Origin of the sequence: Salmonella sp. A7 (assembly GCF_020181675.1) — a bacterium.
Taxonomy (GTDB): domain Bacteria; phylum Pseudomonadota; class Gammaproteobacteria; order Enterobacterales; family Enterobacteriaceae; genus Salmonella; species Salmonella enterica.
The window spans coordinates 4,447,974-4,472,670 of record NZ_CP084001.1; the positions used below are offsets into that span (position 1 = coordinate 4,447,974).

Sequence of the window (24,697 nt, forward strand, 5' to 3'; positions counted from 1 at the left end):
GGACGACATCACATCGGCCTATTAGTAGAAACTGTGAACGCTATCACGTTCATCTTTGCCTTGTTGCCAGCGGCTCATTTTCCTGTCAGTAACGAGAAGGTAGGTCTTTGAGGGCTTTTTTAGACTGTGCACAATGACTCTAAGAAGGACCTGATTATGACTTTTCGCCATTGTGTCGCGGTTGATCTCGGCGCATCCAGCGGGCGCGTGATGCTGGCGCGTTACGACAGCAAACACCGTACCCTGACGCTACGTGAAATTCACCGTTTTGTGAACTGCCTACAAAAAACAGACGGGTTTGACACCTGGGACATCGACAGTCTGGAAAAGGATATCCGTCTTGGTCTGAAGAAAGTCTGCAATGAAGGCATTCTTATCGACAGCATCGGCATCGACACCTGGGGCGTCGATTATGTCCTGCTGGATAAACAAGGTCAGCGTGTCGGCCTGCCGGTCTCCTACCGCGATAACCGTACCACGGGCATCATGCCGCAAGCGCTGGTCCAGATCGGCAAAAGCGAAATCTATCGCCGCAGCGGGATTCAGTTTCTGCCGTTTAACACCATCTATCAGCTACGCGCGCTGACGAAACAACAGCCTGAGTTAACGGCGCAGGTCGCTCATGCGCTGCTGATGCCCGATTATTTCAGCTACCGCCTGACCGGTGAAATGAACTGGGAATACACCAACGCCACGACCACCCAATTGGTCAATATCAATACCGATGACTGGGACGATACCCTGCTGGCGTGGACTGGCGCGAAAAAGAGCTGGTTCGGTCGCCCCTCGCACCCTGGCAATGTTATCGGCGACTGGATTTGCCCGCAGGGCAACCGTATTCCGGTGGTAGCCGTCGCCAGCCACGATACCGCCAGCGCCGTTATTGCCTCTCCGCTGGCAAATAAACATAGCGCTTACCTGTCTTCAGGCACCTGGTCGTTGATGGGTTTTGAAAGCAAAATGCCCTACACCACCGACAACGCGCTGGCTGCCAATATCACCAACGAAGGCGGCGCGGAAGGGCGTTATCGGGTACTGAAAAACATTATGGGTTTGTGGCTGCTCCAGCGTGTGCTGAAAGAACGGCGCATTACCGATCTGCCTGCGCTTATCGCCCAAACAGAAGCGCTGCCGGCCTGCCGTTTCCTGATTAACCCGAATGACGATCGCTTTATCAATCCTGACGATATGCGCGCCGAAATCCAGGCCGCCTGTCGCGAGACCGACCAGCCCGTTCCCGTCAGCGATGCCGAACTGGCGCGCTGCATTTTCGACAGTCTGGCGCTGTTGTATGCCGACATTCTGCACGAACTGGCAAATCTGCGCGGCGAAAAATTTACCCAACTGCATATTGTCGGCGGCGGATGCCAAAACGCGCTACTCAACCAGTTGTGCGCCGATGCATGTGGTATTCGCGTGATGGCCGGGCCGGTTGAAGCCTCCACCCTTGGCAATATTGGTATTCAGCTTATGACCCTCGACGAATTAAACAACGTCGATGACTTCCGTCAGGTCGTCAGCGCTAACTACGACCTGACAACCTATATCCCTAATCCTGATAGTGAAATTGCCCGCCACGTTGCGCAGTTTCAACCCAAACGACAGACAAAGGAGCTTTGCGCATGACCACTCAACTGGAACAAGCCTGGGAACTGGCAAAACAACGTTTCGCCGCAGTAGGTATTGATGTCGAGGAGGCGCTGCGCCAGCTCGATCGCCTGCCGGTTTCCATGCACTGCTGGCAGGGCGACGATGTTGCCGGATTCGAGAACCCGGAAGGTTCGTTGACGGGCGGAATTCAGTCAACCGGCAACTATCCGGGCAAAGCGCGTAACGCCACCGAACTGCGCGCCGATCTGGAACAGGCGCTGCGTCTGATCCCAGGACCAAAACGGCTGAACCTGCACGCCATTTATCTTGAGTCGGATACGCCGGTTGCCCGCGACCAGATCAAACCGGAGCATTTTAAAAACTGGGTGGAGTGGGCGAAAGCGAACCGGCTGGGGCTGGATTTCAACCCCACCTGTTTTTCTCATCCACTGAGCGCTGACGGTTTTACCCTCTCTCATCCAGACGCGAAAATTCGCCAGTTCTGGATCGATCACTGCAAAGCCAGCCGCCGCGTCTCGGCATACTTTGGTGAGCAGCTCGGTACGCCGTCGGTGATGAACATCTGGATCCCGGACGGCATGAAAGACATTACCGTCGACCGTTTAGCCCCGCGCCAGCGCCTGCTGGAAGCGCTGGATGAGGTCATTAGCGAGAAATTCGACCCGGCGCACCACATCGACGCCGTCGAAAGCAAACTGTTTGGCATCGGCGCGGAAAGCTACACCGTCGGCTCCAATGAGTTCTACATGGGCTACGCCACCAGCCGTCAGACCGCGCTGTGCCTGGATGCGGGCCACTTCCATCCCACTGAAGTGATTTCCGACAAAATTTCCGCCGCCATGCTCTACGTGCCACGGCTGCTGCTGCACGTCAGCCGCCCGGTACGCTGGGATAGCGACCACGTGGTGCTCCTGGACGATGAAACCCAGGCAATTGCCAGCGAGATCGTCCGTCATAACCTGTTCGACCGTGTGCATATCGGTCTGGATTTCTTCGACGCCTCTATCAACCGTGTCGCCGCGTGGGTTATCGGTACCCGCAACATGAAAAAAGCGTTACTGCGCGCTCTGCTGGAACCCACAGATCAACTGCGTCAGCTTGAGGCCAGCGGCGATTACACCGCGCGTCTGGCGCTGCTGGAAGAGCAAAAATCTCTGCCATGGCAGGCCGTCTGGGAAATGTATTGCCAGCGTCACGGCACGCCGGCTGGCAGCCAGTGGCTGGACAGCGTTCGCGCCTACGAAAAAGAGATCCTGAGCAAACGTAGCTGACAGCGACACCTGATCTGTAGGCCGGATAAGACGCCCGCGTCACCATCCGGCAATAAATGAAACACGATTGCCGGATGGCACTGCGCTTATCCGGCCTACGTAAGACCCGAATAACCTTCGGGCAATGAATGGGAACACGAACATGCAAAATATTACCGATTCCTGGTTTGTCCAGGGCATGATTAAAGCCACGTCTGATGCGTGGCTGAAAGGGTGGGACGAACGTAATGGCGGTAACCTGACGCTGCGTCTGGATGAAACCGATATCGCGCCTTTTGCGGCTAATTTCCACGAAAAACCGCGCTATATCGCGCTAAGTCAACCCATGCCGCTGCTGGCGAATACGCCGTTTATCGTTACCGGTTCCGGCAAATTCTTCCGCAACGTGCAGCTCGATCCGGCAGCCAATTTAGGCGTGGTCAAAATCGACAGCGACGGCGCAGGCTACCACATTCTGTGGGGCTTAACCCATGACGCGGTACCCACCTCTGAACTCCCGGCGCATTTCCTCTCCCACTGCGAACGCATCAAAGCCACCCACGGCAAAGACCGCGTCATTATGCATTGCCATGCGACTAACCTGATCGCCCTCACCTACGTACTGGAAAACAACACTGCGCTGATCACCCGCAAACTGTGGGAAGGCAGCACCGAATGCCTGGTGGTATTCCCGGACGGTGTCGGCATTCTGCCGTGGATGGTGCCAGGCACCGATGAAATCGGCCAGGCCACCGCGCAAGAAATGCAGAAACATTCGCTGGTGCTGTGGCCGTTCCACGGCGTGTTCGGAAGCGGACCTACGCTGGATGAAACCTTCGGTTTGATAGATACCGCAGAGAAATCCGCTGAGGTATTAGTCAAAATCTATTCGATGGGCGGTATGAAGCAGACCATCACGCGCGAAGAACTGGTCGCCCTCGGCAAACGTTTTGGCGTGACACCGCTGGCCAGCGCCGTAGCGCTGTACTGATACCTCCCAACTCAACGCCGGATGCAGCTTGCCTTATCCGGCCTACAGGTCGGTGCGCATTTTACCGTAGGCCCGATAAGCGTAGCGCCATCGGGCAACAGGGAATCTTTTTAAGGAGAATAGTGATGAGCTTTATGTTGGCACTGCCAAAAATTAGCCTGCATGGCGCTGGAGCGATTGCCGATATGGTGAACCTCGTGGCGAATAAGCAATGGGGCAAAGCGCTGATCGTTACCGATGGTCAACTGGTAAAGCTGGGCCTGCTGGATAGCCTGTTTAGCGCACTGGATGAACATCAAATGTCTTACCACCTGTTTGATGAGGTGTTCCCAAACCCGACAGAAGAGCTGGTGCAGAAAGGTTTTGCGGCGTATCAGAGCGCAGAATGTGACTACATTATCGCCTTCGGCGGCGGCAGCCCGATCGATACCGCTAAAGCGGTGAAAATTCTGACCGCCAACCCAGGTCCATCTACCGCCTACTCCGGCGTCGGCAAAGTGAAAAACGCCGGCGTACCGCTGGTAGCAATTAATACTACGGCAGGTACCGCGGCCGAGATGACCAGCAACGCGGTGATTATCGACTCTGCCCGTAAGGTCAAAGAGGTGATCATCGACCCGAATATCATCCCGGATATTGCCGTGGATGACGCCAGCGTCATGCTGGAAATCCCGGCGTCTGTGACCGCCGCAACCGGCATGGATGCCCTGACCCATGCGGTGGAAGCCTATGTCTCCGTTGGCGCGCATCCGCTCACCGACGCTAACGCGCTGGAAGCGATTCGCTTAATCAATGTGTGGCTACCGAAAGCGGTTGACGATGGCCATAATCTCGAAGCCCGTGAGCAAATGGCATTCGGCCAGTACCTGGCGGGTATGGCGTTCAACAGCGCCGGTTTGGGGCTGGTTCACGCGCTGGCGCACCAGCCGGGCGCAACCCACAATCTGCCGCACGGCGTCTGCAACGCTATCCTGCTGCCAATTGTCGAGAACTTTAACCGTCCGAACGCCGTCGCGCGTTTTGCCCGCATCGCACAGGCGATGGGCGTGGAGACGCGCGGTATGTCTGACGAGGCCGCAAGTCAGGAAGCGATTAACGCTATCCGTACGCTGAGCAAACGCGTTGGCATTCCAGAAGGTTTCAGCAAGCTGGGCGTCACAAAAGAAGATATCGAAGGCTGGCTGGATAAAGCCCTCGCCGACCCGTGCGCGCCGTGTAACCCGCGCACCGCCAGCCGCGATGAAGTTCGCGAGCTGTACCTGGAGGCGCTATGATCCGCAAAGCCTTTGTGATGCAGGTAAATGCCGACGCGCACGAGGAGTATCAGCGTCGTCATAACCCAATCTGGCCGGAGCTGGAAGCCGTATTAAAATCTCACGGCGCGCATCACTACGCGATTTATCTCGATCAGGAGCGCAATCTGCTGTTCGCCACCGTTGAGATTGAATCCGAGGAACGCTGGAACGCCGTTGCCAGCACCGACGTTTGCCAGCGTTGGTGGAAACATATGCGTGACGTTATGCCCGCGAATCCGGATAACAGCCCGGTCAGCGCAGAGCTAAAAGAGGTGTTCTATCTGCAGTAAGTCGTGTGCCCGGTGGCGCAAGCTTACCGGGCCTACAGTTTTATTTTTTGTCGGCCGGATAAGGCGGTTACGCCGCCATCCGGCAATTTCAATTCTGCTCCGCTACCAGGATAGCCTGTGTATCCGGTTCCAGCGCTTTAAAGATATGCGCCTGGTCGCCGGGATAACAAATGTAATCGCCCTCCGCCAGCTCTTCCGGCGCCTCGGTTAAGCCGACGAGGGCTTTTCCCTGCGTAACAATAATATGTTCCACCGACCCCGGCGGATGCGGGTGAGAGATCCGGTCGGCCCCCGGCTGCGTCAACAGCAGATAGATATCACGCCGCGCGCCGGGCGGACACGCCGCCAGTAATATCGCCTGATAATGCGCCTGCTCCGCCACGACTTTGGTGCCCTCTCCGCGGCGAATCACCTGCGTTTTTTGTACCTGCGGCTCCAGCAGTCTGGCAAAGGGAATGTCGAGCGCGACGCATAGCGACCATAACGTCTCCAGACTGGGGTTGCCGTTCCCTGCTTCCAGTTGTGAAAGCGTAGATTTAGCGATGCCTGCGCGCCGCGCAATCTCCGCCAGCGACAGTCCGGTTCGCTGGCGTTCGCGTACCAGACTTCTGGCAATGACGCTAATAGGTTGTGTCATAAAGCATCCAACGTTCACTATAACGAACGAAATGTTCGTCTTGTAAAGCAAATCTGTTCCGTTCATTATAATGAAAATTCGTTCGATATGACTAAAGAAGATGAAACACTATTTTTCCTGTCTCAAGGGAGACACGATAAAAGCGATATTTTTAGTGTGCCTGGCCGTGGGCGTCGTCGGCATGTCCTATGGCTCACTGGCGATGGCCTACGGTTTCCCTCTGTGGGTGCCGTTTGTCCTCTCTATTTTTGTGCTGGCGGGCGCGTCCGAATTTATGTTTATCGGCATTGTTGCCAGCGGCGGCAATCCGTTAGCGGCGGCGGCGGCAGGACTGCTGGTGAATGCGCGCCACGTGCCGTTTGGCGTAACGGTGCGCGATTTGGTTGGCACCCGCGCCGCCAGCTTTTTCGGCTGCCATATTATGAATGATGAGAGCGTGGTGTTCGGCCTGTCGCAAAAAACACCCGAACAACGTAAAGCCGCCTACTGGCTATGCGGTCTGGGCGTCGCCCTATTCTGGCCGATTGGCACACTGATTGGCGCAGGTGTCGGCAAACTGCTCCCTGCCCCAGAAACCATCGGTCTGGATGCCGTATTTCCGGCAATCTTACTGGCGCTGGTGATCCCGGCGTTTAAAAACCGCACCACATTGATTCGTGGTTGCAGCGGCGCCGCGCTGTCGCTTGCCGCCGTTCCCTTTGTGGCTGCCGGATTGCCGGTGTTGCTTTCGCTGCTTGGCCTACTGGCGAGGAAAAAATAATGGGCAATATGACGCTATTTATTATCGGTATTGCTCTTTTGTCTGCGGGAACCTATTTGATGCGCCTCGGCGGCGCGAAACTTGGCAGCCGTCTGGCGCTGTCTGAGCGTTCACAGGCGCTGCTCTCGGATGCGGCAACGGTGCTGCTATTCTCCGTCGCGCTGGCGACCACCTTTTACGAAGGCGAACATTTTGCCGGAATGGCGCGCGTTCTTGGGGTTGGCTTCGCCGTATTTTTAGCCTGGCGTAAAATGCCGCTTATTGTGGTGATTATCGCCGCTGCGGTAGTGACCGCGTTATTACGAATGGCGGGTATTAATTAACGTCTTACAGAACAGTTGGACGTGACACCCTATAAGTGATGAAGGCTGGGCCGCCCTATGCTGAAGTGGCTCAGAATTTTCGCATCAGGCGGGATAAATGCTTTCCATATAAATGCCGATCCTCAATTACACTACCAGTGTCTTCCAACGTGACGTCAACATCTTGTGATAGCTTCAGATTACTGGTTTTTCTAATAACTCTCTTTAGTTAATGTTTACGTCGGCTATTTTTACGGATATTGCCTGACGAAGAACACATGAACGAAAAAAGCGCCTGATCGGCGCTTTTTATTGGCGTTATAGCGTAATTTTATAGGCGCTTGCGCCAGCCTGCACGCAGTTAATGTGCCGTCACTCAACGCAGGCGATTATAATCATCCACCATCTCGTTATAACTTCTCAACGACGCCGGATAAGAATCCGCAACCATCCATCCTGTTGCAGGGTCCTGCACCCGTTTCTTTTCAAAATCAGAATACGGAACATTGTCCCTGATGCGACGAATATATTTTTTAGCTTTTAGCTGATAATCCGCCGCAGAATTAACGAAAGGAAAATTCCGTCCATCAGTATCCGACTGTTTCAATTGCGCAATCATTGTTTCCAGTTCCGCGACTTTTTTCATCATCGCTTCGGCATCAAAGGTATCGGCAGAAATAACCTTGTTGATCTGCTTTGCCGAAATCATGACAGCCAGAGAATAATAGTTAAATGTTTTACCTTCCGATTCTTCTATTTTCTTCAACTGTGTCAATTGCCGCTTGTCATTTATTTCCTGAATAGCCTCATGATATTTTTCCGAGACGGGTTTAAAATCCTCGATATTCTTCAGTAATGTCTGATGCAGCGCCTTACCTTTAGCAAAGGCATCATCTTTATAGTTTTCCTGGGTATAATATTTTTCCATTTCGTTAATGGTATTACCCAGCGCGGCGGCGCTATCAATATAGCTAACGGCAATGCCATAAACCAGGCTCTCTTTCCCTGTCGGACCTTTTTTAAAGTCTTTCACCCAATCCGCGTAACGCGCCAGACTGTGCTGAACGGGCAATTGAAGTTTATTAAAACAATCGATATAGACATCCATTTTTTCACTATAAACTTCTTCAGCGTCAACCTCCGGCTGAGCTGGCGTTTCTGGCTTCGCCGCCGGGGTCTGAGTTGCCGTTTCTGGCTTCGCTGCTGGGGGCTGCGCTGGACTTTCGCCAGATTGCGTTTCCGGCGCCTGAGAAGGCGCTGGCGTCGCAGGCTGACCGCTGGCGGCCGGAGTCGCCTCGGTTTTAACATTATTGTCATCACATCCTGTTGCGCCCAGGGTCATTAGCGCAATGATTATTGCTGAGGATAATAAATTCCTTTTCATTTAATTGCCTTTTGTATATTTACATTGGGGTTCTCTTATTTTAACGAAAATATGGCCTCGCCACTATACGTCATTCCGTTATTAAGAGAGGCTGTAAAATCCAGAAAATATATATTTCATACACCATCATTCTACATAAAATATATATTAAATTAATAATATATATTTTACGCAAATGTAGAGGGTACTATTTTAGTCTGCGATTAACCGCTGCGGATGGGTATAAATCGTCGCCCGACCCGGCTTACAGAACCCCACCAGCGTAAGATTACACCGTTCAGCGACGTCAACCGCGAGCGTGGTGGCAGCAGAAACCGCAAACAAAATTTCTACACCGCACATCGCCGACTTCTGCACCATTTCGTAACTCGCGCGACTGGAAACCAGCGCCGCGCCTTGCCGCCATTCCTCACCCTCTGTGGCGCGGCGACCGAGCAGTTTATCCAGCGCAACGTGGCGTCCGACATCTTCATGGCCCCCCGCCAGTTCACCCGACGGCATGACCCACGCCGCAGCGTGCGTACAACCCGTCAGCTTACCCGTCGGTTGAAAATCATTCAGATGTTTTAACGCGCGATCAAGGTTACCGAGATTAAACGTTTGGCTAAACGGCAGCGGTTGCACCGGCTTACCGATGTCATTGAGCTGTTCCACGCCACATACGCCGCAACCGGTGCGTCCGGCCAGCGCGCGACGACGCGCTTTCAGCCCCATAAATCGACGGCTGGAAAGATCAATCTGCACTTCAAGTCCGTTACAGGACGGCACAACGTCCATGCCATAGATTTCACGCGGGCTGTCAATGATCCCTTCCGATAGAGAAAACCCCATTGCAAAATGCGTCAGATCTTTTGGAGAGGCCATCATAACGACATGCGAAATACCGTTATACACCAGTGCCACAGGCACTTCCTCGGCAACATCATCAAGTTGGGGGGACTGCAAATCCTCGCGTTTCCAGAGAGCCAACTGGCGTGAGGTTGTGAAATCAGTCACATTTAGGACTTCTTCAGACAGTATATTGTTCACTTTCTTTTAACCATATAAGAACACACACACCAACATTATGGTATTCTGTTACAACTCCTCCCGGATGGAGGAAAATTTATCCAATTCTGAACCTTTGCGGGCCCGTCCGCAAAGAAAAATAACAACCACTCCCTGAGCGTTTCGGATAGAGAAATGTGAAAGAGAAGTGACAATGTCGAAACAAGGAGCAAACCATGCAGGTCAGCAGAAGGCAGTTCTTTAAGATCTGCGCTGGCGGTATGGCAGGCACCACGGCGGCGGCACTGGGCTTCGCGCCCGGCGTAGCGCTAGCGGAAACACGGCAATATAAACTGCTGCGCACCCGCGAAACCCGTAACACCTGCACCTACTGTTCCGTTGGCTGCGGGCTGTTGATGTACAGCCTCGGCGACGGTGCGAAAAACGCCAAAGCATCTATTTTTCATATCGAAGGGGACCCGGATCATCCGGTAAGCCGTGGCGCGCTGTGCCCGAAAGGGGCCGGTCTGGTGGACTTTATCCACTCTGAAAGCCGCCTGAAATTCCCGCAATACCGCGCGCCGGGTTCAGATAAGTGGCAACAGATCAGTTGGGAAGAAGCGTTTGACCGCATCGCTAAACTGATGAAGGAAGATCGCGACGCCAACTATCAGGCGCAGAACGCCGAAGGCGTTACCGTTAACCGCTGGCTCACCACCGGGATGCTGTGCGCTTCCGCATCCAGTAACGAGACGGGTTATTTAACGCAAAAATTCTCCCGCGCGCTGGGTATGCTCGCGGTCGACAACCAGGCGCGTGTCTGACACGGACCAACGGTAGCAAGTCTTGCTCCAACATTTGGTCGCGGTGCGATGACCAACCACTGGGTCGACATCAAGAACGCCAACCTCGTCGTGGTGATGGGCGGTAACGCCGCAGAAGCTCACCCGGTCGGGTTCCGCTGGGCGATGGAAGCCAAAATTCACAACGGCGCGAAGCTGATTGTGATCGATCCGCGCTTTACGCGTACCGCGTCGGTGGCCGATTTCTATGCGCCAATACGCTCTGGTACTGACATTGCCTTCTTGTCAGGCGTGATGCTGTATCTGCTGACCAACGAAAAATACAACCGTGAATACACCGAGGCCTATACCAATGCCAGCCTGATCGTGCGTGAAGATTTTGGCTTCGATGATGGTCTGTTCACCGGCTACGACGCAGACAAGCGGCAGTACGATAAAACCAGTTGGCACTATGAGCTGGACGAAAACGGTTTTGCCAAACGCGATACGACACTGCAACACCCGCGCTGTGTCTGGAATCTGTTGAAACAGCATGTCTCACGCTACACGCCGGACGTGGTAGAAAATATCTGCGGTACGCCGAAAGCGGACTTCCTGAAAGTGTGCGAGTACATTGCAGAAACCAGCGCAAAAGATAAAACCGCGTCGTTCCTGTACGCGCTGGGCTGGACGCAGCATTCCATCGGCGCGCAGAACATCCGTACTATGGCGATGATCCAGCTTCTGCTCGGTAACATGGGGATGGCGGGCGGCGGCGTTAACGCCCTGCGCGGTCACTCCAATATTCAGGGACTGACCGACTTAGGACTGCTGTCGCAAAGTCTGCCGGGCTACCTGACGCTGCCGAGCGAAAAACAGACCGACCTGCAAACCTATCTGGCTGCCAATACGCCGAAGCCATTGTTGAAGGATCAGGTCAACTACTGGGGCAACTATCCGAAATTCTTCGTCTCAATGATGAAGGCCTTCTTTGGTGATAAAGCGACAGCGGAAAATAGCTGGGGCTTCGACTGGCTACCGAAGTGGGATAAAGGCTACGACGTGTTGCAGTACTTCGAGATGATGAAACAGGGTAAGGTCAACGGCTATATCTGCCAGGGCTTTAACCCGGTGGCCTCATTCCCGAACAAAAACAAAGTGGTCGCGTCGCTTTCCAAACTGAAGTACCTGGTGACTATCGATCCGCTCAACACCGAAACGTCCACCTTCTGGCAAAACCACGGTGAGTCGAACGACGTTGATCCCGCGAAAATCCAGACCGAAGTGTTCCGTCTGCCTTCCACCTGTTTTGCCGAGGAAAATGGTTCCATCGTTAACTCCGGTCGCTGGTTACAGTGGCACTGGAAGGGCGCGGACGCCCCGGGAATTGCCATGACCGACGGCGAAATCCTCGCCGGTATCTTTTTACGCCTGCGTAAGATGTACTCTGAACAGGGCGGCGCCAACCCGGAACAGGTGCTGAATATGACCTGGAACTACACCAAACCATACGAACCCGCCTCTGAAGAAGTGGCGATGGAAAGTAATGGTAAAGCGCTGGCCGATCTTATCGACCCGGCAACCGGCGCGGTGGTGGTGAAAAAAGGTCAACAGCTCAGTTCGTTCGCGCAACTGCGCGATGACGGTACGACGTCCAGCGGCTGCTGGATTTTCGCCGGTAGCTGGACGCCGGAAGGCAACATGATGGCGCGTCGTGATAACGCCGACCCGTCTGGTCTCGGCAACACGCTGGGCTGGGCATGGGCATGGCCGCTTAACCGCCGTATTCTGTATAACCGCGCCTCCGCCGATCCGCAGGGTAACCCCTGGGACCCGAAACGTCAGCTACTGAAATGGGAAGGAGGAAAATGGGCCGGATGGGATATTCCGGACTACAGCGCCGCCGCGCCCGGCAGCGACGTCGGACCGTTTATCATGCAGCCGGAAGGGATGGGTCGCCTGTTTGCCATCGATAAGATGGCGGAAGGGCCGTTCCCGGAACACTACGAACCGTTTGAAACGCCGCTGGGCACTAACCCGCTGCACCCGAACGTTATCTCTAACCCTGCCGCCCGTATCTTTAAAGACGATGCCGACGCGCTGGGTAAAGCGGATAAGTTCCCGTATGTCGGAACCACTTACCGTCTGACCGAGCACTTCCACTACTGGACCAAGCACGCGTTGCTTAACGCTATCGCCCAGCCGGAACAGTTTGTGGAAATTGGCGAGAAGCTGGCGAATAAGCTCGGCATCGCGCATGGCGATACCGTGAAGGTCTCCTCAAACCGCGGCTATATCAAAGCCAAAGCGGTGGTGACCAAGCGTATTCGCACGCTGAAAGCGGACGGCAAGGATATCGATACCATCGGTATTCCTATTCACTGGGGCTATGAAGGCGTGGCGAAAAAAGGTTTTATCGCCAATACGTTAACGCCTTTCGTCGGCGATGCGAACACGCAAACGCCGGAGTTTAAATCCTTCCTTGTGAACGTGGAAAAGGTGTAACGGAGACGACCTATGGCTTATCAATCGCAAGACATCATTCGTCGTTCCGCCACTAACGGTTTCACCCCCGCGCCCCAGGCGCGGGACCACCAGGAAGAGGTGGCGAAACTCATCGACGTCACCACCTGTATCGGCTGTAAAGCGTGTCAGGTGGCGTGCTCCGAGTGGAACGACATCCGTGATGAAGTGGGCAATAACGTCGGGGTGTATGACAACCCGGCGGACTTAACCGCGAAATCCTGGACGGTGATGCGCTTCTCGGAAGTGGAACAGAACGACAAACTGGAGTGGCTGATCCGTAAGGATGGCTGTATGCACTGCGCCGATCCCGGCTGCCTGAAGGCCTGTCCGGCGGAAGGGGCGATCATTCAGTATGCTAACGGTATTGTCGACTTCCAGTCCGAGCAGTGTATCGGCTGCGGCTACTGTATCGCTGGCTGCCCGTTCAACGTGCCGCGCCTTAACCCGGAAGACAACCGCGTCTATAAATGTACGCTGTGCGTCGACCGCGTGACCGTGGGGCAAGAACCGGCCTGCGTGAAGACCTGTCCAACCGGCGCCATTCATTTTGGCTCGAAAGAGGATATGAAAACGCTGGCGGGCGAGCGGGTGGCGGAACTCAAAACCCGTGGTTATGACAACGCGGGTCTGTACGATCCGGCGGGCGTAGGCGGTACGCATGTCATGTACGTGCTGCATCATGCCGACAAGCCGAATCTGTATCACGGCCTGCCGGAAAACCCGGAAATCAGCGAAACCGTTAAGTTCTGGAAAGGCGTCTGGAAACCGCTCGCCGCGTTCGGTTTTGCCGCGACCTTTGCCGCCAGCGTCTTCCACTATGTCGGCGTCGGTCCGAACCGCGCGGAAGAGGAAGATGACAACCTGCATGAAGAGAAAGACGAGGTGCGCAAATGAAACGACGTGACACCATCGTGCGCTATACGGCGCCGGAACGCATCAACCACTGGATCGTCGCCTTCTGCTTCGTGCTGGCGGCGGTGAGCGGGCTGGGCTTTTTATTCCCATCCTTCAACTGGTTGATGCATATCCTGGGCACCCCACAACTGGCGCGAATTCTGCACCCGTTTGTGGGCGTGGTTATGTTTGCCTCGTTCATCATCATGTTTTTCCGTTATTGGCACCACAATCTAATCAATCGGGATGATATCTTTTGGGCGAAGAATATTCGTAAGATCGTCGTCAACGAGGAAGTGGGTGACACCGGGCGTTATAACTTCGGTCAGAAATGCGTATTCTGGGCGGCGATTATCTTCCTGGTGCTGCTGCTGGTGAGCGGGGTAATTATCTGGCGTCCGTACTTTGCGCCTGCTTTCTCAATCCCGGTGATCCGATTCGCGTTAATGTTGCATTCTTTTGCCGCAGTAGCGTTAATTGTGGTTATCATGGTGCATATCTACGCCGCCCTTTGGGTGAAAGGCACCATTACCGCGATGGTGGAAGGCTGGGTAACCCGGTCGTGGGCGAAGAAACATCACCCGCGCTGGTACCGAGAAGTCCGCAAGACAACGGAAAAAGAAACTGAATGAGTATTCGCATAATCCCGCAAGATGAGCTGGGGTCGAGCGAGAAACGTACGGCGGATATGATTCCGCCGTTATTGTTCCCCCGACTCAAAAACGTCTACAACCGCCGCGCCGAACGTCTGCGCGAGCTGGCTGAAAATAACCCGCTGGGCGATTACCTGCGCTTTGCCGCGCTTATCGCGCACGCACAGGAAGTGGTGCTGTACGACCATCCGCTGGAGATGGATCTGACCGCACGTATTAAAGAAGCGAACGACCAGGGCAAGCCGCCGCTGGATATCCACGTGCTGCCGCGTGATAAGCACTGGCAAAAACTGCTGCATTCGTTAATTGCCGAGCTAAAACCCGAGATGAGCGGCCCCGCGCTGGCGGTGATTGAGAACCTGGAGAAAGCCTCAGAGCAGGAGCTGGAGCAGATGGCCAGCGCGCTGTTTGCCTCGGATTTTGCCTCCGTCAGCAGCGATAAAGCCCCGTTTATCTGGGCCGCGCTCTCCCTTTACTGGGCGCAAATGGCCAGCTTGATTCCAGGCAAAGCCCGCGCGGAATACGGTGAAGCGCGCCAGTATTGCCCGGTGTGCGGTTCGATGCCGGTCTCCAGCATGGTGCAGATCGGCACCACGCAGGGGCTGCGTTATCTGCACTGTAACCTGTGCGAAACCGAATGGCACGTCGTGCGCGTAAAATGCAGTAACTGCGAACAGAGCCGCGACTTACACTACTGGTCGCTGGAAAATGAGCAGGCTGCGGTGAAAGCCGAAAGCTGCGGCGATTGCGGGACTTACCTGAAGATTCTCTATCAGGAAAAAGACCCGAAAGTAGAAGCAGTGGCCGACGACCTCGCCTCGCTGGTGCTGGACGCGCGCATGGAACAGGAGGGCTTCGCCCGCAGTTCCATCAACCCGTTCCTGTTCCCTGGCGAAGGGGAATAAGTTCTCTGGTATACCGGCTAGCAATCTACGTTAGCCGGATCATTGCTCAATAACGCAATGCTTGTATAACGTTTCTCGGGTCGTTGGCAATGGCGCGAAGTAACGCTTTGGCTGGCCCTGTCGGTGAACGTCTTCCTTGCTCCCAGTTGCGCAGCGTATCCACGTTGACCGAAATCAGTTCTGCAAACTTAGATTGCGACAACCCAGATGCCTGCCGTATTTCTTTAATCTTCATTGCATCAATATGAAAGGTACGAGAAGGCTCACGGGTCCCTTCAATGATTTCATTCATTTGAGACATACTTTGAGTTAATCGCTCAAATAACACTTTATCCATCTACCACCTCTCATTCAGCATACGAAGCACCGCTTTTTCCTGCGGCGTGAGATCATCTTTAATGCCTTTTTGATAAATCAGAAGCAAGCGAACCTCATACCGTTGACTACGATGAAAATAGATAATTCGTACGCCACTGCGCTTTCCTTTGCCTCGCGCTCCCCAGCGCATTTTTCTCAGGCCGCCCGTTTCCTGAATGACATCACCACAATCTGGATGCTGAGCCATAAAAACCTGAAGCTTATGGTATTCATCATCATCGAGCAGTTTTTTAACATCTTCAGTAAAGAGTTCCGTTTCTATGAATTGCATATTCCATACGCCATTGGCTTATAGTAGTGAAAATAATCTATACGTCAATGGCGTATAGCATCATCATTTCACAGTACAAAAATTAAAAACCCAGCGCCAACCGCATTCCATTTTTTGCGAACCTCTATCCAGAATCATTATCCCCTCGTTTCACCACTTTCCATCCCCAACGAACCAGGTTATAAACTGTATATACATACAGTCAAGAGAGCGTTATATGCCACTGGAAAAAGGAATTGCCGAACTGGTCGCCGGGTTTATCGCCGCGGGTCGCCCCTCTTCACGAGAGCAGAATATTGATGACCGAAGAGCGGGCTATATTGCCAGCACGACGCTGGCGGGTGAGAAAGAAATTCGGGTGAGTTCGGAAGATATCGTGCTGGAAGGGATGACATTTCGCGTCGTTTCGCCGCCAAACGCATCCGGTTCTCTACCCTGTATCCTCTACTATCACGGCGGCTGTTTTGTTAGCGGCGGCTTTCTGACTCATGACCCCCAGCTACGGCAACTGGCCTGGAAAAGCGGCTGTAAGGTGATTGCCATTCAGTATCGCCTTGCGCCAGAGCACACCTTCCCTGCGGCTCATGACGACGCTGAACGCGGGGCCAATATCGTCCATCAATACGCGGAGCAGTTAGGCATCGATCGTGAACGTATCACGCTTGCTGGCGACAGCGCAGGCGGGCACCTGGCATTGGTCAGCGCGCTACGCCTGAAATCCACCGCCCACTGGTCTCCGGCGAAGCTGCTGTTGATCTACCCGATGCTTGACGCTACTGCCAGTTTCCCCAGCTATGCCAGCAACGGGCAAGACTACATCATCACCCGCGACACACTGTTATCGGGTTTCGAAATGTATCTCCAGGGTACCGACCTCCGCCACCCGGAAGCCAGTCCGATATGGCGTGAAGATTTTGCCGGTTTACCGCCGGTGCATATCCTCACCGCAGAGTTCGACCCACTGCGTGATGAAGGCGAAGCGCTATATCACCGCCTGAACGACCAGGGCGTGGCGTGTACTTGCCAGCGTTATCTCGGCGTTATCCACGGATTTTTCCAGCTCGGAGGCGTGAGCCAGGCGGCACGAAGCGCCATGCGAGATGTGGCCTGGCGTGTTGTAAGTCCATCAACAGGCAAAATGACCTAAAATTCAATTTTGTTTTCAACTTGAAAACTGGATAACGTTGCGCTAAATTATTTTCAGGTTGAAAACTTTGTAATGGAACTACATTGTGCATGTTATCAGCCGAAAACCGTTCAATGAAGCGATGCTCATGTATCCAAACCATGAGCTTGCCCTCACTGAGTTGCTGAATGTTCTGGAGAAAAAAACATTCACTCAGCCTGAAGAGATGAAGCGGTATATTCCTTCACTGGATAATTTTAAGTACAGAGATAAATGGTGGGTGATTGATGTTTCTGGTAACAGCCTGAGACTCATTTCCTACATAGATTTCAGGTTACATAAGATATTTGTGAAACATATCGTTTCCCATGCCGAATATGACAAACTGACCGCATATTATCGGGGTAATAAAGAATGAGAACTCATCGTCAGATGGATGCAACCAGCGCAAAAAAGATCGTTGATACCTTCAGCGATGCGGTAAAAAGCGTCCCACTGATGGGGGAAGACCGAAATGACAATGAGTATCGCAGGGCACTAGCGCTAGTGGAGTTTCTGGTCGACCACGACGATCTTGAAAACCCACTATTTGAATTGCTCTGTGCCCGAATCAGTGAATACGAAAAACATGCGCCGGAATTCAAAGCACTCAACCAACACCTGGAGAAAACGCCCCCTGGCGTTTCAGTATTGCGAACGCTCATGGATCAATACGGTCTCAAAGCAGCAGATCTTGCCAACGAACTTGGTTCTAAATCGAACGTCAGCAACATCTTAAATGGCCGCAGAGCACTAACGGTTAATCATATTAAAGCGCTTACACAACGCTTTAAACTACCAGCGGATGCCTTCATCGAGTAGTTGGATATGTCCAGCTACTCCTCCTCGTTGCCGCCCTCTTCATACGGGCCGAACGGTTTCGCAGGTAGTACGATATAAATGCCTTCGAAAATTGCCCCAGCGGTCTCGCCGCCCAACAGTTCAACCTGCAGCTGGACACGCGCTTTTTTACCCCGCGCCAGCCTGTCCAAATCACCGCTTAGCGACCCCAAATCAGCCACGGCGTTTGGCTTTCCGCTAATGGGTTTACTGTAGCGAATATGAGCGTCAGCAAGAATAATCGTCCCGCCCAGGTGACGTTCACGGAGCATCAGCCAGATAAGTCCCCATCCGGTCAACGTCGCCAGGGAGAACAGGCTGCCGGCAAACACCGTGTGATGCGGATTTTGATTACCGGTTTCCGGCATCGTGGTAATAAATTTTTGCCCGGTGTACTGCTGAATGCGCACCCCCATCTTTTCGCTCAATGGAATGTGCTCATACCAGGCCTGCTGAAGCTGCCCGCACCAGTCACCGCGATGCAGGATATCATCCAGCGATGCTACCGGTTTAATCATCAGAAAATGGCGGATTGGCGTGGTTGTGGGCGTAGTAATCTCCCCCTGATTGACAAATCCGAGTTTGGCAAAGAACTCAACCGCATCTTCGCGCGCGCTGCAGGTGACGCGCTTAACGCCTTCCTGGCGGGCGACAGACTCCAGAGTCATCGCCATTAATGTCCCCAGCCCTTTATCCTGTACCGAGGGATGTACAGCCATAAAACGGATAGACGCCTCGTTATCTGCATTGATATACAGGCGGCCCACTGCAACTAAATTTCCTTCTTCGTCCACCACCATTTGATGGTGCGCCAACGCATCCCAGCCATCCCGTTCCGACCCTTTCGGCTGGTGCAGCGGTTTACGCAGCATCTCCCAGCGAAACTGGTAGTAACGTTCTAATTCTTCTTCTGTTTGCGGAACTCGAAGGTGATACATAGCCGTACTCTCTCTTGTTATCCGCGGCCACGCCGGAAGCTGACTCATACCTGGAGCCAGAATGTCACGGGACCGTCATTAACCAGCTCAACCTGCATATCGGCAGCGAAGCGTCCGGTTTGCGTGTTTATCGCCTGCTGGCGGCAGCGTTCGACAAAATATTCATAAAGCGCCTGCGCGCGATCCGGCGCAGCCCCGCCGGAAAAGCTTGGCCGCATACCGCGTTCGGTATCTGCCGCCAGCGTAAACTGCGACACCACCAGCACGCTGCCGCCAGCCTGTTGTACATTCAGATTCATCTTGCCGTCAGCATCGCTGAAGATACGGTATCCCAGCACGCGCTCGCACAGACGATTCGCTTTTTGTTCGTCATCTTCTTTTTCGACACCCAATAACACCAAAAGTCCTGGGCCGATTTTACCCGTCACCTCGTCCTCCACGGTGACGCTGGCACGGGTTACGCGTTGAATTAATGCAATCATGGTTGGTCAGCTTCTTCTTGTTCTGCGGCTTGTTTGAGTTTTCGGTATTCCCCGAGAGTGACAGTTATTTCTGCGCCAAGCAAGACTATACACCAGGTCCAGTATACCCAGACAAACAGGATAGGGATCACTGCCAGTACGCCATAAATGAGCTGATATGACGGGAACATGGTGATATAAAGCGCGAAACCTTTCTTTCCGGCCTCGAACAGCAACGCTGCGACAAACGCGCCGACAAGGGCGTCACGGTTCGGTACGCGAGTTGTTGGGACAATACTGTAAAGTAACCAGAATGAGATCCACGAGAGCAGCAGCGGAAGGATGCGCAATACATTGTCGATGACCGTATTCAGATCGCTGGCCCAGCGTAAAGAAAGCAGGTAGGAGCTGATCGCCAGGCTGGCGCCAGCGAGAAGCGGGCCGAGCGTGAGGATCATCCAGTACACCGCAAAAGAGTACACTTTTGGCCGTGTGCGTTTGCTGCGCCAGATAGTGTTTAAGGCGCTATCAATGGCGTACATCAACAGCAATGCCGTCACAATCAGTCCACAGGCGCCCACCGCCGTCATTTTGTTGGAGTTAGCGACAAACTGCTCAATATAGCGCTGAATCACGTCTCCGGTGGCTGGCATAAAGTTAGCAAAAATAAAATGGCGTAACTGAATGCTGACATCAGAAAACATCGGAAAAGCAGCGAAAAGGGCAAAAACGACGGCAATAAGCGGTACTAAGGAGAGTAATGAGACATAGGCGAGATTTCCCGCCAGAGTCGTCATATTATCCTCATCGATACGCTGCCATAATAGCTTGAGCCAGGCCCGAACAGGGCGCGTATGGCGTCCAGCTTTTTGGTGAACGGTTTTTAGCATAACAGCTTCGCGAAGTAGTCAGGGATGGTGGCTTTATCCTTCACCAGAATGCTGGTGATCCCCAACTGGTTGGCCCCTTCTATATTATCGGCATTGTCGTCGAAAAAGACCGCATCGGCAGCGGAAAAACCTTCTTTCTGCAGGACGTGCTGATAAATACGCGCTTCCGGCTTACGCATTCCCAAATCCTGCGATAAATAGATATGGTCGGCGGCAGCGCGCACCTCCGGGTATTCCTCCGGCCAGAAGTGGGTATGCAGTCGGTTAGTATTGGATAGCACCACCACGCGATGCCCCTGCTCGCGCAGTTTATGCATGATAGCAATCACTTCGGGCCGTAATCCGACAAATACCGCCTGCCAGCCGTGCGCAAATTGTTCATAACTGAGCGATAACGCCATTTCATGACAGAAAGCTTCAGCAAACGCTTCGTCCGTTATCTCACCGCGTTCATGTTGGTGAAAAGTCTCGCCCATCGTAAATTTTTGCTTCAGCGAAGCCAGCGGTACTCGACTCAGATCGCTCCACACACCTAATACGCGGTTAAAGTCGATGTCGACAATCACATTACCTAAATCAAAGATGTAGAGCATGTCATTCTCCTTGCTAACCGGGGATGAATAACTGTAGCGGGAAAGGAGAAGTTTGACTATGTATCCCTTTATAAATCAATTAACAAAAAGACAATAGAAACGTAGACGATGTTCAATATCGCCTGCATCACAGCGCCGTTTTATTGGCCGGATAAAGCGCTGACGCGACCATCCGGCGCAAGGGCGCTTGTCACGCTGAAACGGCGTCGTCCAGCGAAGGACTCACCTGAACCACTTCGATTTGCTGGGATTGAAGTAAATTCTGTAATGCCGGACCGGGATACTCGTCCGTAAACAGAGCGGTAATCTGTGACACATTGCCGATCTCAACCGCCGCAGAAGCATGGTATTTCGTATGATCGGCGGCCAGTAGAATATGTCGCGAGTGGGCCATCATGGTTTTCACTACGCTGGCTTCGTTGACATCAAACTCCAGTAACGCGCCATCGCTCTCTATCGCGCCTACGCTGGTGACGAGATAGTCCGCCCGGAACCCCGCCACAAACGCCGCCGCGGATGGCCCGATAATGCCGCTATTATGCGGACGCAGCGTGCCGCCAGGCACCATCACTTCAAAACGAGGGTTATTATAAAGAATGTGCGCGACGCGCAGGCTATTGGTGATAATGCGCAGATGATTATGGTTGAGCAGCGCGCGCGCCACCTGCTCAACCGTCGTTCCAATCGTGATAAATATCGTGGAGCCATCCGGAATATAGTCAGCCACGGCTTCCGCAATGGCTTTTTTCTCTTGCGTCCAGGAGACCTCTCGCTGCTCAAAGGCGGTATTGACCACACTGGACGCTCTGCCGGCGCCGCCGTGATGACGCGTAATCAGCCCCTGCTCGCTTAATTTACGAATATCGCGGCGAACCGTCTGGGTAGAGACCTCCAACAAACTGGCTAACTCATCGATATTCATATAGCCGCGCTCATCAATAAGCATTAACAGCCGATCGTGTCGCGGATTACCGGTCAGTTCGGTAAGACTCATGAGCATTCCTCTAAAAGCTTCCTACTGCTCATATTATACAAAAAGTGACAAGAAAGATCGGGTTTGCTCACAATCAGGGATACCCGCCCGGCCACTTGGGCGCGTACACTTCAGCGCGGCAACGCCGCTGGCGAATCTGACAGCCTCTTCGATGGCGTATCCGCTTGCCAGGCCAAATGCCAGTGCGCCATGAAAAACATCGCCCGCGCCGGTAGTATCCACCACCTCCACGGTAAAACCCGGTTGGTGGCGTACCGCCGCTTTTTCCAACCAGTTGCAGCCTTCACTGCCTCGCGTGACATAGACATGTCCATTTGTGAGCATTTGTGCTTTTTTTAGCGCATCAATGGCTTCGCTCATCCCCGTCAGGCGTGCCAGCCCTGGCTCGGAGAAGGCGGCGTGGTCGCTTAACGCCACCAGCTCACTAATATCCTGCGGCGTAATATCGCCATCAAGAACAGTCATGACGCCAGCCTGACGCGCCAGCGTAAACGCCTGTTTTGCGCCGTCATGCCAGCGCACATCCGCCAACACCACATCCCACTGCGAAAAATCGATGTCGTTAAGCCAGCCGGCGTCAGGCAATAAATCCGGGCTGGGATAATTAACGATAATCCGCTCTCCTTTGGCATCCACCATAATCGCTGACTGCGACGACATGGCCTGCGTGTAGCGGCGGGTATAGCGGGTATTTACCCCCAGGGATTCCAGTTCCGCCAGCAGGCTGTTTCCGGTGTCGTCATCGCCCACACGGCCAATAAAGTCCACCTGCGCGCCCAATTTCGCCGCAGCCACGGCAGCGGTCGCCGCAGGCCCGCCGCCCACTTCCGTATAGCGCTTCGCCACATATTTACCCCCTTCTGTCGGTAATCCTTCCACGTAATAGATGCGATCCATCACGGTAATACCTACACAAGCAATACGAACCATGGTCATTCCTCAAGCATTTTCGATGTGCTCATTTTAATTTCACGAAATGTTTAAAAAGTGACGGCTGTCAATTTTTTGACTATAAATTACAAATACGATCACAAACAGACAGAAAAAGGCTCATTAATGACAAAAAATGACACCACCGTGTTCAGGAGAACGATATGGCAGTTATAGCATTTATCGGGTTGGGACAGATGGGCTCTCCTATGGCGAGCAATCTGCTAAAGCAGGGCCATCAACTCAGCGTCTTCGATGTTAATCCCGACGCCGTACAGCGTCTGGTAGACAAAGGCGCGCAACCTGCAAGCAGCCCGGCTCAGGCAACCATCGGCGCTGAATTTGTTATCACCATGCTCCCGAACGGCGATCTGGTTCGTTCCGTTTTGTTTGGCGAGCAAGGCGTTTGTGAAACCCTTTCCCGTGAAGCGCTGGTCATTGATATGTCCACTATTCATCCGTTGCAAACCGATAAGCTGATTGCCGACATGCAGAGCAAAGGGTTCAGCATGATGGATGTGCCGGTAGGCCGGACATCCGACAACGCGATTACCGGCACATTGTTGCTGCTGGCAGGCGGTACGGCGGAGCAAGTAGAGCGCGCTACCCCTGTTCTGATGGCGATGGGTAATGAGCTGGTCAACACCGGCGGCCCGGGAATGGGTATTCGCGTAAAACTGATCAACAACTACATGAGTATTGCGCTAAATGCGCTCTCCGCCGAAGCCGCCGTGCTGTGTGAAGCGCTGGGGCTTTCCTTCGACGTGGCTTTAAAAGTGATGAGCGGCACTGCCGCAGGCAAAGGGCATTTCACCACCACCTGGCCGAATAAAGTGATGAAAGGGGATCTGTCTCCCGCCTTCATGATCGATCTGGCGCACAAAGATCTTGGCATCGCGTTGGATGTCGCCAATCAACTGCACGTACCGATGCCGCTCGGTGCCGCCTCCCGGGAAGTTTATAACCTGGCGCGGGCCGCAGGCCGCGGTCGGGAAGACTGGAGCGCCATCCTGGAACAGGTGCGCATCAGCGCCGGGCTGACCGCCAACGTAAAAAAGTAACGACTGTATAAAGGAAAATTGAATGAACAACTACACCATCAAAGACATTACGCGAGCGTCCGGCGGGTTTGCCATGCTGGCTGTCGATCAGCGCGAGGCGATGCGTTTAATGTTTGCTGCTGCTGGTGCGAAAACACCCGTTGCCGATAGCGTGCTGACGGATTTCAAAGTGAATGCGGCGAAAATTCTTTCCCCGTATGCCTCTGCCGTTCTGCTGGATCAGCAGTTCTGTTATCGCCAGGCCGTAGAACAAAACGCGGTCGCTAAAAGCTGCGCCATGATCGTCGCGGCGGATGATTTCATCCCGGGCAACGGTATTCCCGTTGATAACGTTGTCATTGATAAAAAAATTAATGCGCAGGCGGTAAAACGGGATGGCGCGAAAGCCTTAAAACTGTTGGTGCTGTGGCGCAGCGACGAAGACGCGCAGCAGCGTCTGGATATGGTCAAAGAATTCAATGAATTATGTCACTCCAATGGTTTGCTGAGCATTATCGAACCGGTTGTACGCCCGCCGCGCTGCGGCGACAAGTTCGATCGCGAGCAGGCGATTATCGATGCGGCCAAAGAGCTGGGCGACAGCGGCGCCGATCTTTACAAAGTTGAAATGCCGCTCTACGGCAAAGGCGCGCGTTCCGATCTTCTTACCGCCTCACAACGCCTGAATGGGCATATCAATATGCCGTGGGTCATCCTCTCTTCCGGTGTGGACGAAAAACTGTTCCCTCGCGCGGTCAGGGTCGCCATGGAAGCTGGCGCATCCGGGTTCCTGGCGGGACGCGCGGTCTGGTCATCAGTGATTGGTTTACCGGATACCGAGCTGATGCTACGTGATGTTTCCGCGCCTAAATTGCAACGTCTGGGCGAGATCGTCGATGAAATGATGGCAAAACGTCGTTAATACGAGGA

General features: G+C 53.6%; 27 protein-coding genes. 16 read left to right on the forward strand and 11 right to left on the reverse strand.

Annotated elements, in window-relative coordinates; all coding sequences use genetic code 11:
• Positions 1-156: 156 nt before the first annotated feature.
• From rhaB to rhaM, 5 genes are all read left to right on the forward strand, one after another.
• Positions 157-1,626 carry a rhamnulokinase gene (rhaB, locus tag LCS67_RS21525; RefSeq protein ID WP_000143972.1) on the forward strand — a complete coding sequence of 490 codons (1,470 nt, stop codon included), beginning with the start codon at positions 157-159 and terminating at the stop codon, positions 1,624-1,626.
• A complete protein-coding gene (gene rhaA / locus LCS67_RS21530) occupies positions 1,623-2,882 on the forward strand; it encodes an L-rhamnose isomerase (RefSeq protein WP_000211473.1) in 1,260 nt (419 codons plus the stop codon). Before rhaB ends, rhaA begins: the two co-directional genes overlap by 4 nt.
• Before the next feature lie 142 nt (positions 2,883-3,024).
• Positions 3,025-3,852, forward strand: coding sequence for a rhamnulose-1-phosphate aldolase (gene rhaD, locus LCS67_RS21535; RefSeq protein WP_001179696.1), 828 nt, complete (start codon positions 3,025-3,027; stop codon positions 3,850-3,852).
• A 125-nt stretch (positions 3,853-3,977) separates the two neighbouring features.
• The gene (gene fucO / locus LCS67_RS21540; protein WP_000009253.1) at positions 3,978-5,126 is read left to right on the forward strand and encodes a lactaldehyde reductase; all 1,149 of its coding nucleotides are present in this window, start codon (positions 3,978-3,980) and stop codon (positions 5,124-5,126) included.
• Complete coding sequence (gene rhaM, locus LCS67_RS21545) at positions 5,123-5,437, forward strand: L-rhamnose mutarotase (RefSeq protein WP_000619478.1); 315 nt, start codon at positions 5,123-5,125, stop codon at positions 5,435-5,437. The genes fucO and rhaM overlap by 4 nt, the downstream gene beginning before the upstream one ends.
• 88 nt (positions 5,438-5,525) lie before the next feature.
• On the opposite strand, the gene LCS67_RS21550 is transcribed toward rhaM, so the two are convergent.
• On the reverse strand, positions 5,526-6,074 hold the full coding sequence (locus LCS67_RS21550; RefSeq protein ID WP_001517951.1) for a helix-turn-helix domain-containing protein: 549 nt from the start codon (positions 6,072-6,074) through the stop codon (positions 5,526-5,528).
• A 100-nt stretch (positions 6,075-6,174) separates the two neighbouring features.
• Between LCS67_RS21550 and LCS67_RS21555 the strand changes: the two genes are divergently transcribed.
• Both LCS67_RS21555 and LCS67_RS21560 read left to right on the forward strand, forming a co-directional pair.
• Positions 6,175-6,834, forward strand: a complete 660-nt coding sequence (locus LCS67_RS21555; protein ID WP_000683586.1) for an AzlC family ABC transporter permease — start codon at positions 6,175-6,177, stop codon at positions 6,832-6,834.
• Positions 6,834-7,157: an AzlD domain-containing protein gene (locus LCS67_RS21560; RefSeq protein ID WP_000527677.1), complete on the forward strand. Its 324-nt coding sequence runs from the start codon at positions 6,834-6,836 to the stop codon at positions 7,155-7,157. Before LCS67_RS21555 ends, LCS67_RS21560 begins: the two co-directional genes overlap by 1 nt.
• A 355-nt stretch (positions 7,158-7,512) precedes the next feature.
• Here LCS67_RS21560 and LCS67_RS21565 read toward each other — a convergent pair whose 3' ends face one another.
• Complete coding sequence (locus LCS67_RS21565; RefSeq protein WP_080183694.1) at positions 7,513-8,520, reverse strand: YiiG family protein; 1,008 nt, start codon at positions 8,518-8,520, stop codon at positions 7,513-7,515.
• 192 nt (positions 8,521-8,712) lie between these two features.
• On the reverse strand, positions 8,713-9,549 hold the full coding sequence (fdhD, locus tag LCS67_RS21570; RefSeq protein ID WP_001059735.1) for a formate dehydrogenase accessory sulfurtransferase FdhD: 837 nt from the start codon (positions 9,547-9,549) through the stop codon (positions 8,713-8,715).
• A gap of 194 nt (positions 9,550-9,743) precedes the next feature.
• Here fdhD and fdnG point away from each other — a divergent pair, with 194 nt between their 5' ends.
• Genes fdnG through fdhE form a run of 4 tightly spaced genes read left to right on the forward strand, consistent with a single transcriptional unit; the run spans position 9,744 to position 15,267 of the window.
• On the forward strand, positions 9,744-12,794 hold the full coding sequence (gene fdnG / locus LCS67_RS21575) for a formate dehydrogenase-N subunit alpha (protein WP_077248424.1): 3,051 nt from the start codon (positions 9,744-9,746) through the stop codon (positions 12,792-12,794).
• Between the two features lie 12 nt (positions 12,795-12,806).
• Positions 12,807-13,709 carry a formate dehydrogenase subunit beta gene (fdxH, locus tag LCS67_RS21580; protein ID WP_000331361.1) on the forward strand — a complete coding sequence of 301 codons (903 nt, stop codon included), beginning with the start codon at positions 12,807-12,809 and terminating at the stop codon, positions 13,707-13,709.
• Entirely contained in the window at positions 13,706-14,341 is a 636-nt protein-coding gene (fdoI, locus tag LCS67_RS21585; protein WP_000829025.1) for a formate dehydrogenase cytochrome b556 subunit, read from the forward strand. Before fdxH ends, fdoI begins: the two co-directional genes overlap by 4 nt.
• Positions 14,338-15,267, forward strand: a complete 930-nt coding sequence (gene fdhE / locus LCS67_RS21590) for a formate dehydrogenase accessory protein FdhE (protein ID WP_000027730.1) — start codon at positions 14,338-14,340, stop codon at positions 15,265-15,267. Before fdoI ends, fdhE begins: the two co-directional genes overlap by 4 nt.
• 46 nt (positions 15,268-15,313) lie before the next feature.
• Here the strand turns inward: fdhE and LCS67_RS21595 are convergent, their stop codons facing one another.
• Positions 15,314-15,604 carry a helix-turn-helix domain-containing protein gene (locus LCS67_RS21595; protein WP_000362050.1) on the reverse strand — a complete coding sequence of 97 codons (291 nt, stop codon included), beginning with the start codon at positions 15,602-15,604 and terminating at the stop codon, positions 15,314-15,316.
• Positions 15,605-15,916, reverse strand: coding sequence for a cytotoxic translational repressor of toxin-antitoxin stability system (locus tag LCS67_RS21600; RefSeq protein WP_001159631.1), 312 nt, complete (start codon positions 15,914-15,916; stop codon positions 15,605-15,607).
• 217 nt (positions 15,917-16,133) lie between these two features.
• Between LCS67_RS21600 and LCS67_RS21605 the strand changes: the two genes are divergently transcribed.
• The 3 genes from LCS67_RS21605 to LCS67_RS21615 all read left to right on the forward strand — a co-directional run bounded on the left by LCS67_RS21605 (position 16,134) and on the right by LCS67_RS21615 (position 17,903).
• Positions 16,134-17,063 (forward strand): alpha/beta hydrolase, encoded by a 930-nt coding sequence (locus LCS67_RS21605; protein WP_001127698.1) that lies wholly within the window; start codon positions 16,134-16,136, stop codon positions 17,061-17,063.
• Positions 17,064-17,148: 85 nt separating this feature from the next.
• The gene (locus tag LCS67_RS21610; RefSeq protein ID WP_000558166.1) at positions 17,149-17,460 is read left to right on the forward strand and encodes a type II toxin-antitoxin system HigB family toxin; all 312 of its coding nucleotides are present in this window, start codon (positions 17,149-17,151) and stop codon (positions 17,458-17,460) included.
• Positions 17,457-17,903 carry a helix-turn-helix domain-containing protein gene (locus tag LCS67_RS21615; protein ID WP_001259009.1) on the forward strand — a complete coding sequence of 149 codons (447 nt, stop codon included), beginning with the start codon at positions 17,457-17,459 and terminating at the stop codon, positions 17,901-17,903. The genes LCS67_RS21610 and LCS67_RS21615 overlap by 4 nt, the downstream gene beginning before the upstream one ends.
• 14 nt (positions 17,904-17,917) lie before the next feature.
• On the opposite strand, the gene fabY is transcribed toward LCS67_RS21615, so the two are convergent.
• From fabY to LCS67_RS21645, 6 genes are all read right to left on the reverse strand, one after another.
• A complete protein-coding gene (gene fabY / locus LCS67_RS21620) occupies positions 17,918-18,859 on the reverse strand; it encodes a fatty acid biosynthesis protein FabY (RefSeq protein WP_001518251.1) in 942 nt (313 codons plus the stop codon).
• A 44-nt stretch (positions 18,860-18,903) separates the two neighbouring features.
• On the reverse strand, positions 18,904-19,341 hold the full coding sequence (dtd, locus tag LCS67_RS21625) for a D-aminoacyl-tRNA deacylase (RefSeq protein ID WP_000560974.1): 438 nt from the start codon (positions 19,339-19,341) through the stop codon (positions 18,904-18,906).
• Complete coding sequence (locus tag LCS67_RS21630; protein WP_000921423.1) at positions 19,338-20,210, reverse strand: virulence factor BrkB family protein; 873 nt, start codon at positions 20,208-20,210, stop codon at positions 19,338-19,340. Before LCS67_RS21630 ends, dtd begins: the two co-directional genes overlap by 4 nt.
• Positions 20,204-20,803: a glucose-1-phosphatase gene (gene yihX, locus LCS67_RS21635; RefSeq protein ID WP_000965695.1), complete on the reverse strand. Its 600-nt coding sequence runs from the start codon at positions 20,801-20,803 to the stop codon at positions 20,204-20,206. Before yihX ends, LCS67_RS21630 begins: the two co-directional genes overlap by 7 nt.
• 190 nt (positions 20,804-20,993) lie before the next feature.
• Entirely contained in the window at positions 20,994-21,797 is an 804-nt protein-coding gene (locus tag LCS67_RS21640; protein ID WP_000059693.1) for a DeoR/GlpR family DNA-binding transcription regulator, read from the reverse strand.
• Between the two features lie 33 nt (positions 21,798-21,830).
• Positions 21,831-22,727 (reverse strand): sugar kinase, encoded by an 897-nt coding sequence (locus tag LCS67_RS21645; protein ID WP_001614836.1) that lies wholly within the window; start codon positions 22,725-22,727, stop codon positions 21,831-21,833.
• 164 nt (positions 22,728-22,891) lie between these two features.
• On the opposite strand from LCS67_RS21645, the gene yihU reads away from it, so the two are divergent.
• Both yihU and yihT read left to right on the forward strand, forming a co-directional pair.
• Positions 22,892-23,788 (forward strand): sulfolactaldehyde 3-reductase, encoded by an 897-nt coding sequence (gene yihU, locus LCS67_RS21650; RefSeq protein WP_000268248.1) that lies wholly within the window; start codon positions 22,892-22,894, stop codon positions 23,786-23,788.
• A gap of 22 nt (positions 23,789-23,810) precedes the next feature.
• On the forward strand, positions 23,811-24,689 hold the full coding sequence (gene yihT / locus LCS67_RS21655; protein ID WP_001067413.1) for a sulfofructosephosphate aldolase: 879 nt from the start codon (positions 23,811-23,813) through the stop codon (positions 24,687-24,689).
• The last annotated feature ends 8 nt before the right edge of the window (positions 24,690-24,697 follow it).

Coding starts and splice junctions, on each gene's coding strand:
- rhaB (WP_000143972.1), top strand. CDS start 157: ATGACTTTTCGCCATTGTGTCGCGGTTGATCTCGGCGCATCCAGCGGG.
- rhaA (WP_000211473.1), top strand. CDS start 1,623: ATGACCACTCAACTGGAACAAGCCTGGGAACTGGCAAAACAACGTTTC.
- rhaD (WP_001179696.1), top strand. CDS start 3,025: ATGCAAAATATTACCGATTCCTGGTTTGTCCAGGGCATGATTAAAGCC.
- fucO (WP_000009253.1), top strand. CDS start 3,978: ATGAGCTTTATGTTGGCACTGCCAAAAATTAGCCTGCATGGCGCTGGA.
- rhaM (WP_000619478.1), top strand. CDS start 5,123: ATGATCCGCAAAGCCTTTGTGATGCAGGTAAATGCCGACGCGCACGAG.
- LCS67_RS21550 (WP_001517951.1), bottom strand. CDS start 6,074: ATGACACAACCTATTAGCGTCATTGCCAGAAGTCTGGTACGCGAACGC.
- LCS67_RS21555 (WP_000683586.1), top strand. CDS start 6,175: ATGAAACACTATTTTTCCTGTCTCAAGGGAGACACGATAAAAGCGATA.
- LCS67_RS21560 (WP_000527677.1), top strand. CDS start 6,834: ATGGGCAATATGACGCTATTTATTATCGGTATTGCTCTTTTGTCTGCG.
- LCS67_RS21565 (WP_080183694.1), bottom strand. CDS start 8,520: ATGAAAAGGAATTTATTATCCTCAGCAATAATCATTGCGCTAATGACC.
- fdxH (WP_000331361.1), top strand. CDS start 12,807: ATGGCTTATCAATCGCAAGACATCATTCGTCGTTCCGCCACTAACGGT.
- fdoI (WP_000829025.1), top strand. CDS start 13,706: ATGAAACGACGTGACACCATCGTGCGCTATACGGCGCCGGAACGCATC.
- fdhE (WP_000027730.1), top strand. CDS start 14,338: ATGAGTATTCGCATAATCCCGCAAGATGAGCTGGGGTCGAGCGAGAAA.
- LCS67_RS21595 (WP_000362050.1), bottom strand. CDS start 15,604: ATGGATAAAGTGTTATTTGAGCGATTAACTCAAAGTATGTCTCAAATG.
- LCS67_RS21600 (WP_001159631.1), bottom strand. CDS start 15,916: ATGCAATTCATAGAAACGGAACTCTTTACTGAAGATGTTAAAAAACTG.
- LCS67_RS21605 (WP_001127698.1), top strand. CDS start 16,134: ATGCCACTGGAAAAAGGAATTGCCGAACTGGTCGCCGGGTTTATCGCC.
- LCS67_RS21615 (WP_001259009.1), top strand. CDS start 17,457: ATGAGAACTCATCGTCAGATGGATGCAACCAGCGCAAAAAAGATCGTT.
- fabY (WP_001518251.1), bottom strand. CDS start 18,859: ATGTATCACCTTCGAGTTCCGCAAACAGAAGAAGAATTAGAACGTTAC.
- dtd (WP_000560974.1), bottom strand. CDS start 19,341: ATGATTGCATTAATTCAACGCGTAACCCGTGCCAGCGTCACCGTGGAG.
- LCS67_RS21630 (WP_000921423.1), bottom strand. CDS start 20,210: ATGCTAAAAACCGTTCACCAAAAAGCTGGACGCCATACGCGCCCTGTT.
- yihX (WP_000965695.1), bottom strand. CDS start 20,803: ATGCTCTACATCTTTGATTTAGGTAATGTGATTGTCGACATCGACTTT.
- LCS67_RS21640 (WP_000059693.1), bottom strand. CDS start 21,797: ATGAGTCTTACCGAACTGACCGGTAATCCGCGACACGATCGGCTGTTA.
- LCS67_RS21645 (WP_001614836.1), bottom strand. CDS start 22,727: ATGGTTCGTATTGCTTGTGTAGGTATTACCGTGATGGATCGCATCTAT.
- yihU (WP_000268248.1), top strand. CDS start 22,892: ATGGCAGTTATAGCATTTATCGGGTTGGGACAGATGGGCTCTCCTATG.
- yihT (WP_001067413.1), top strand. CDS start 23,811: ATGAACAACTACACCATCAAAGACATTACGCGAGCGTCCGGCGGGTTT.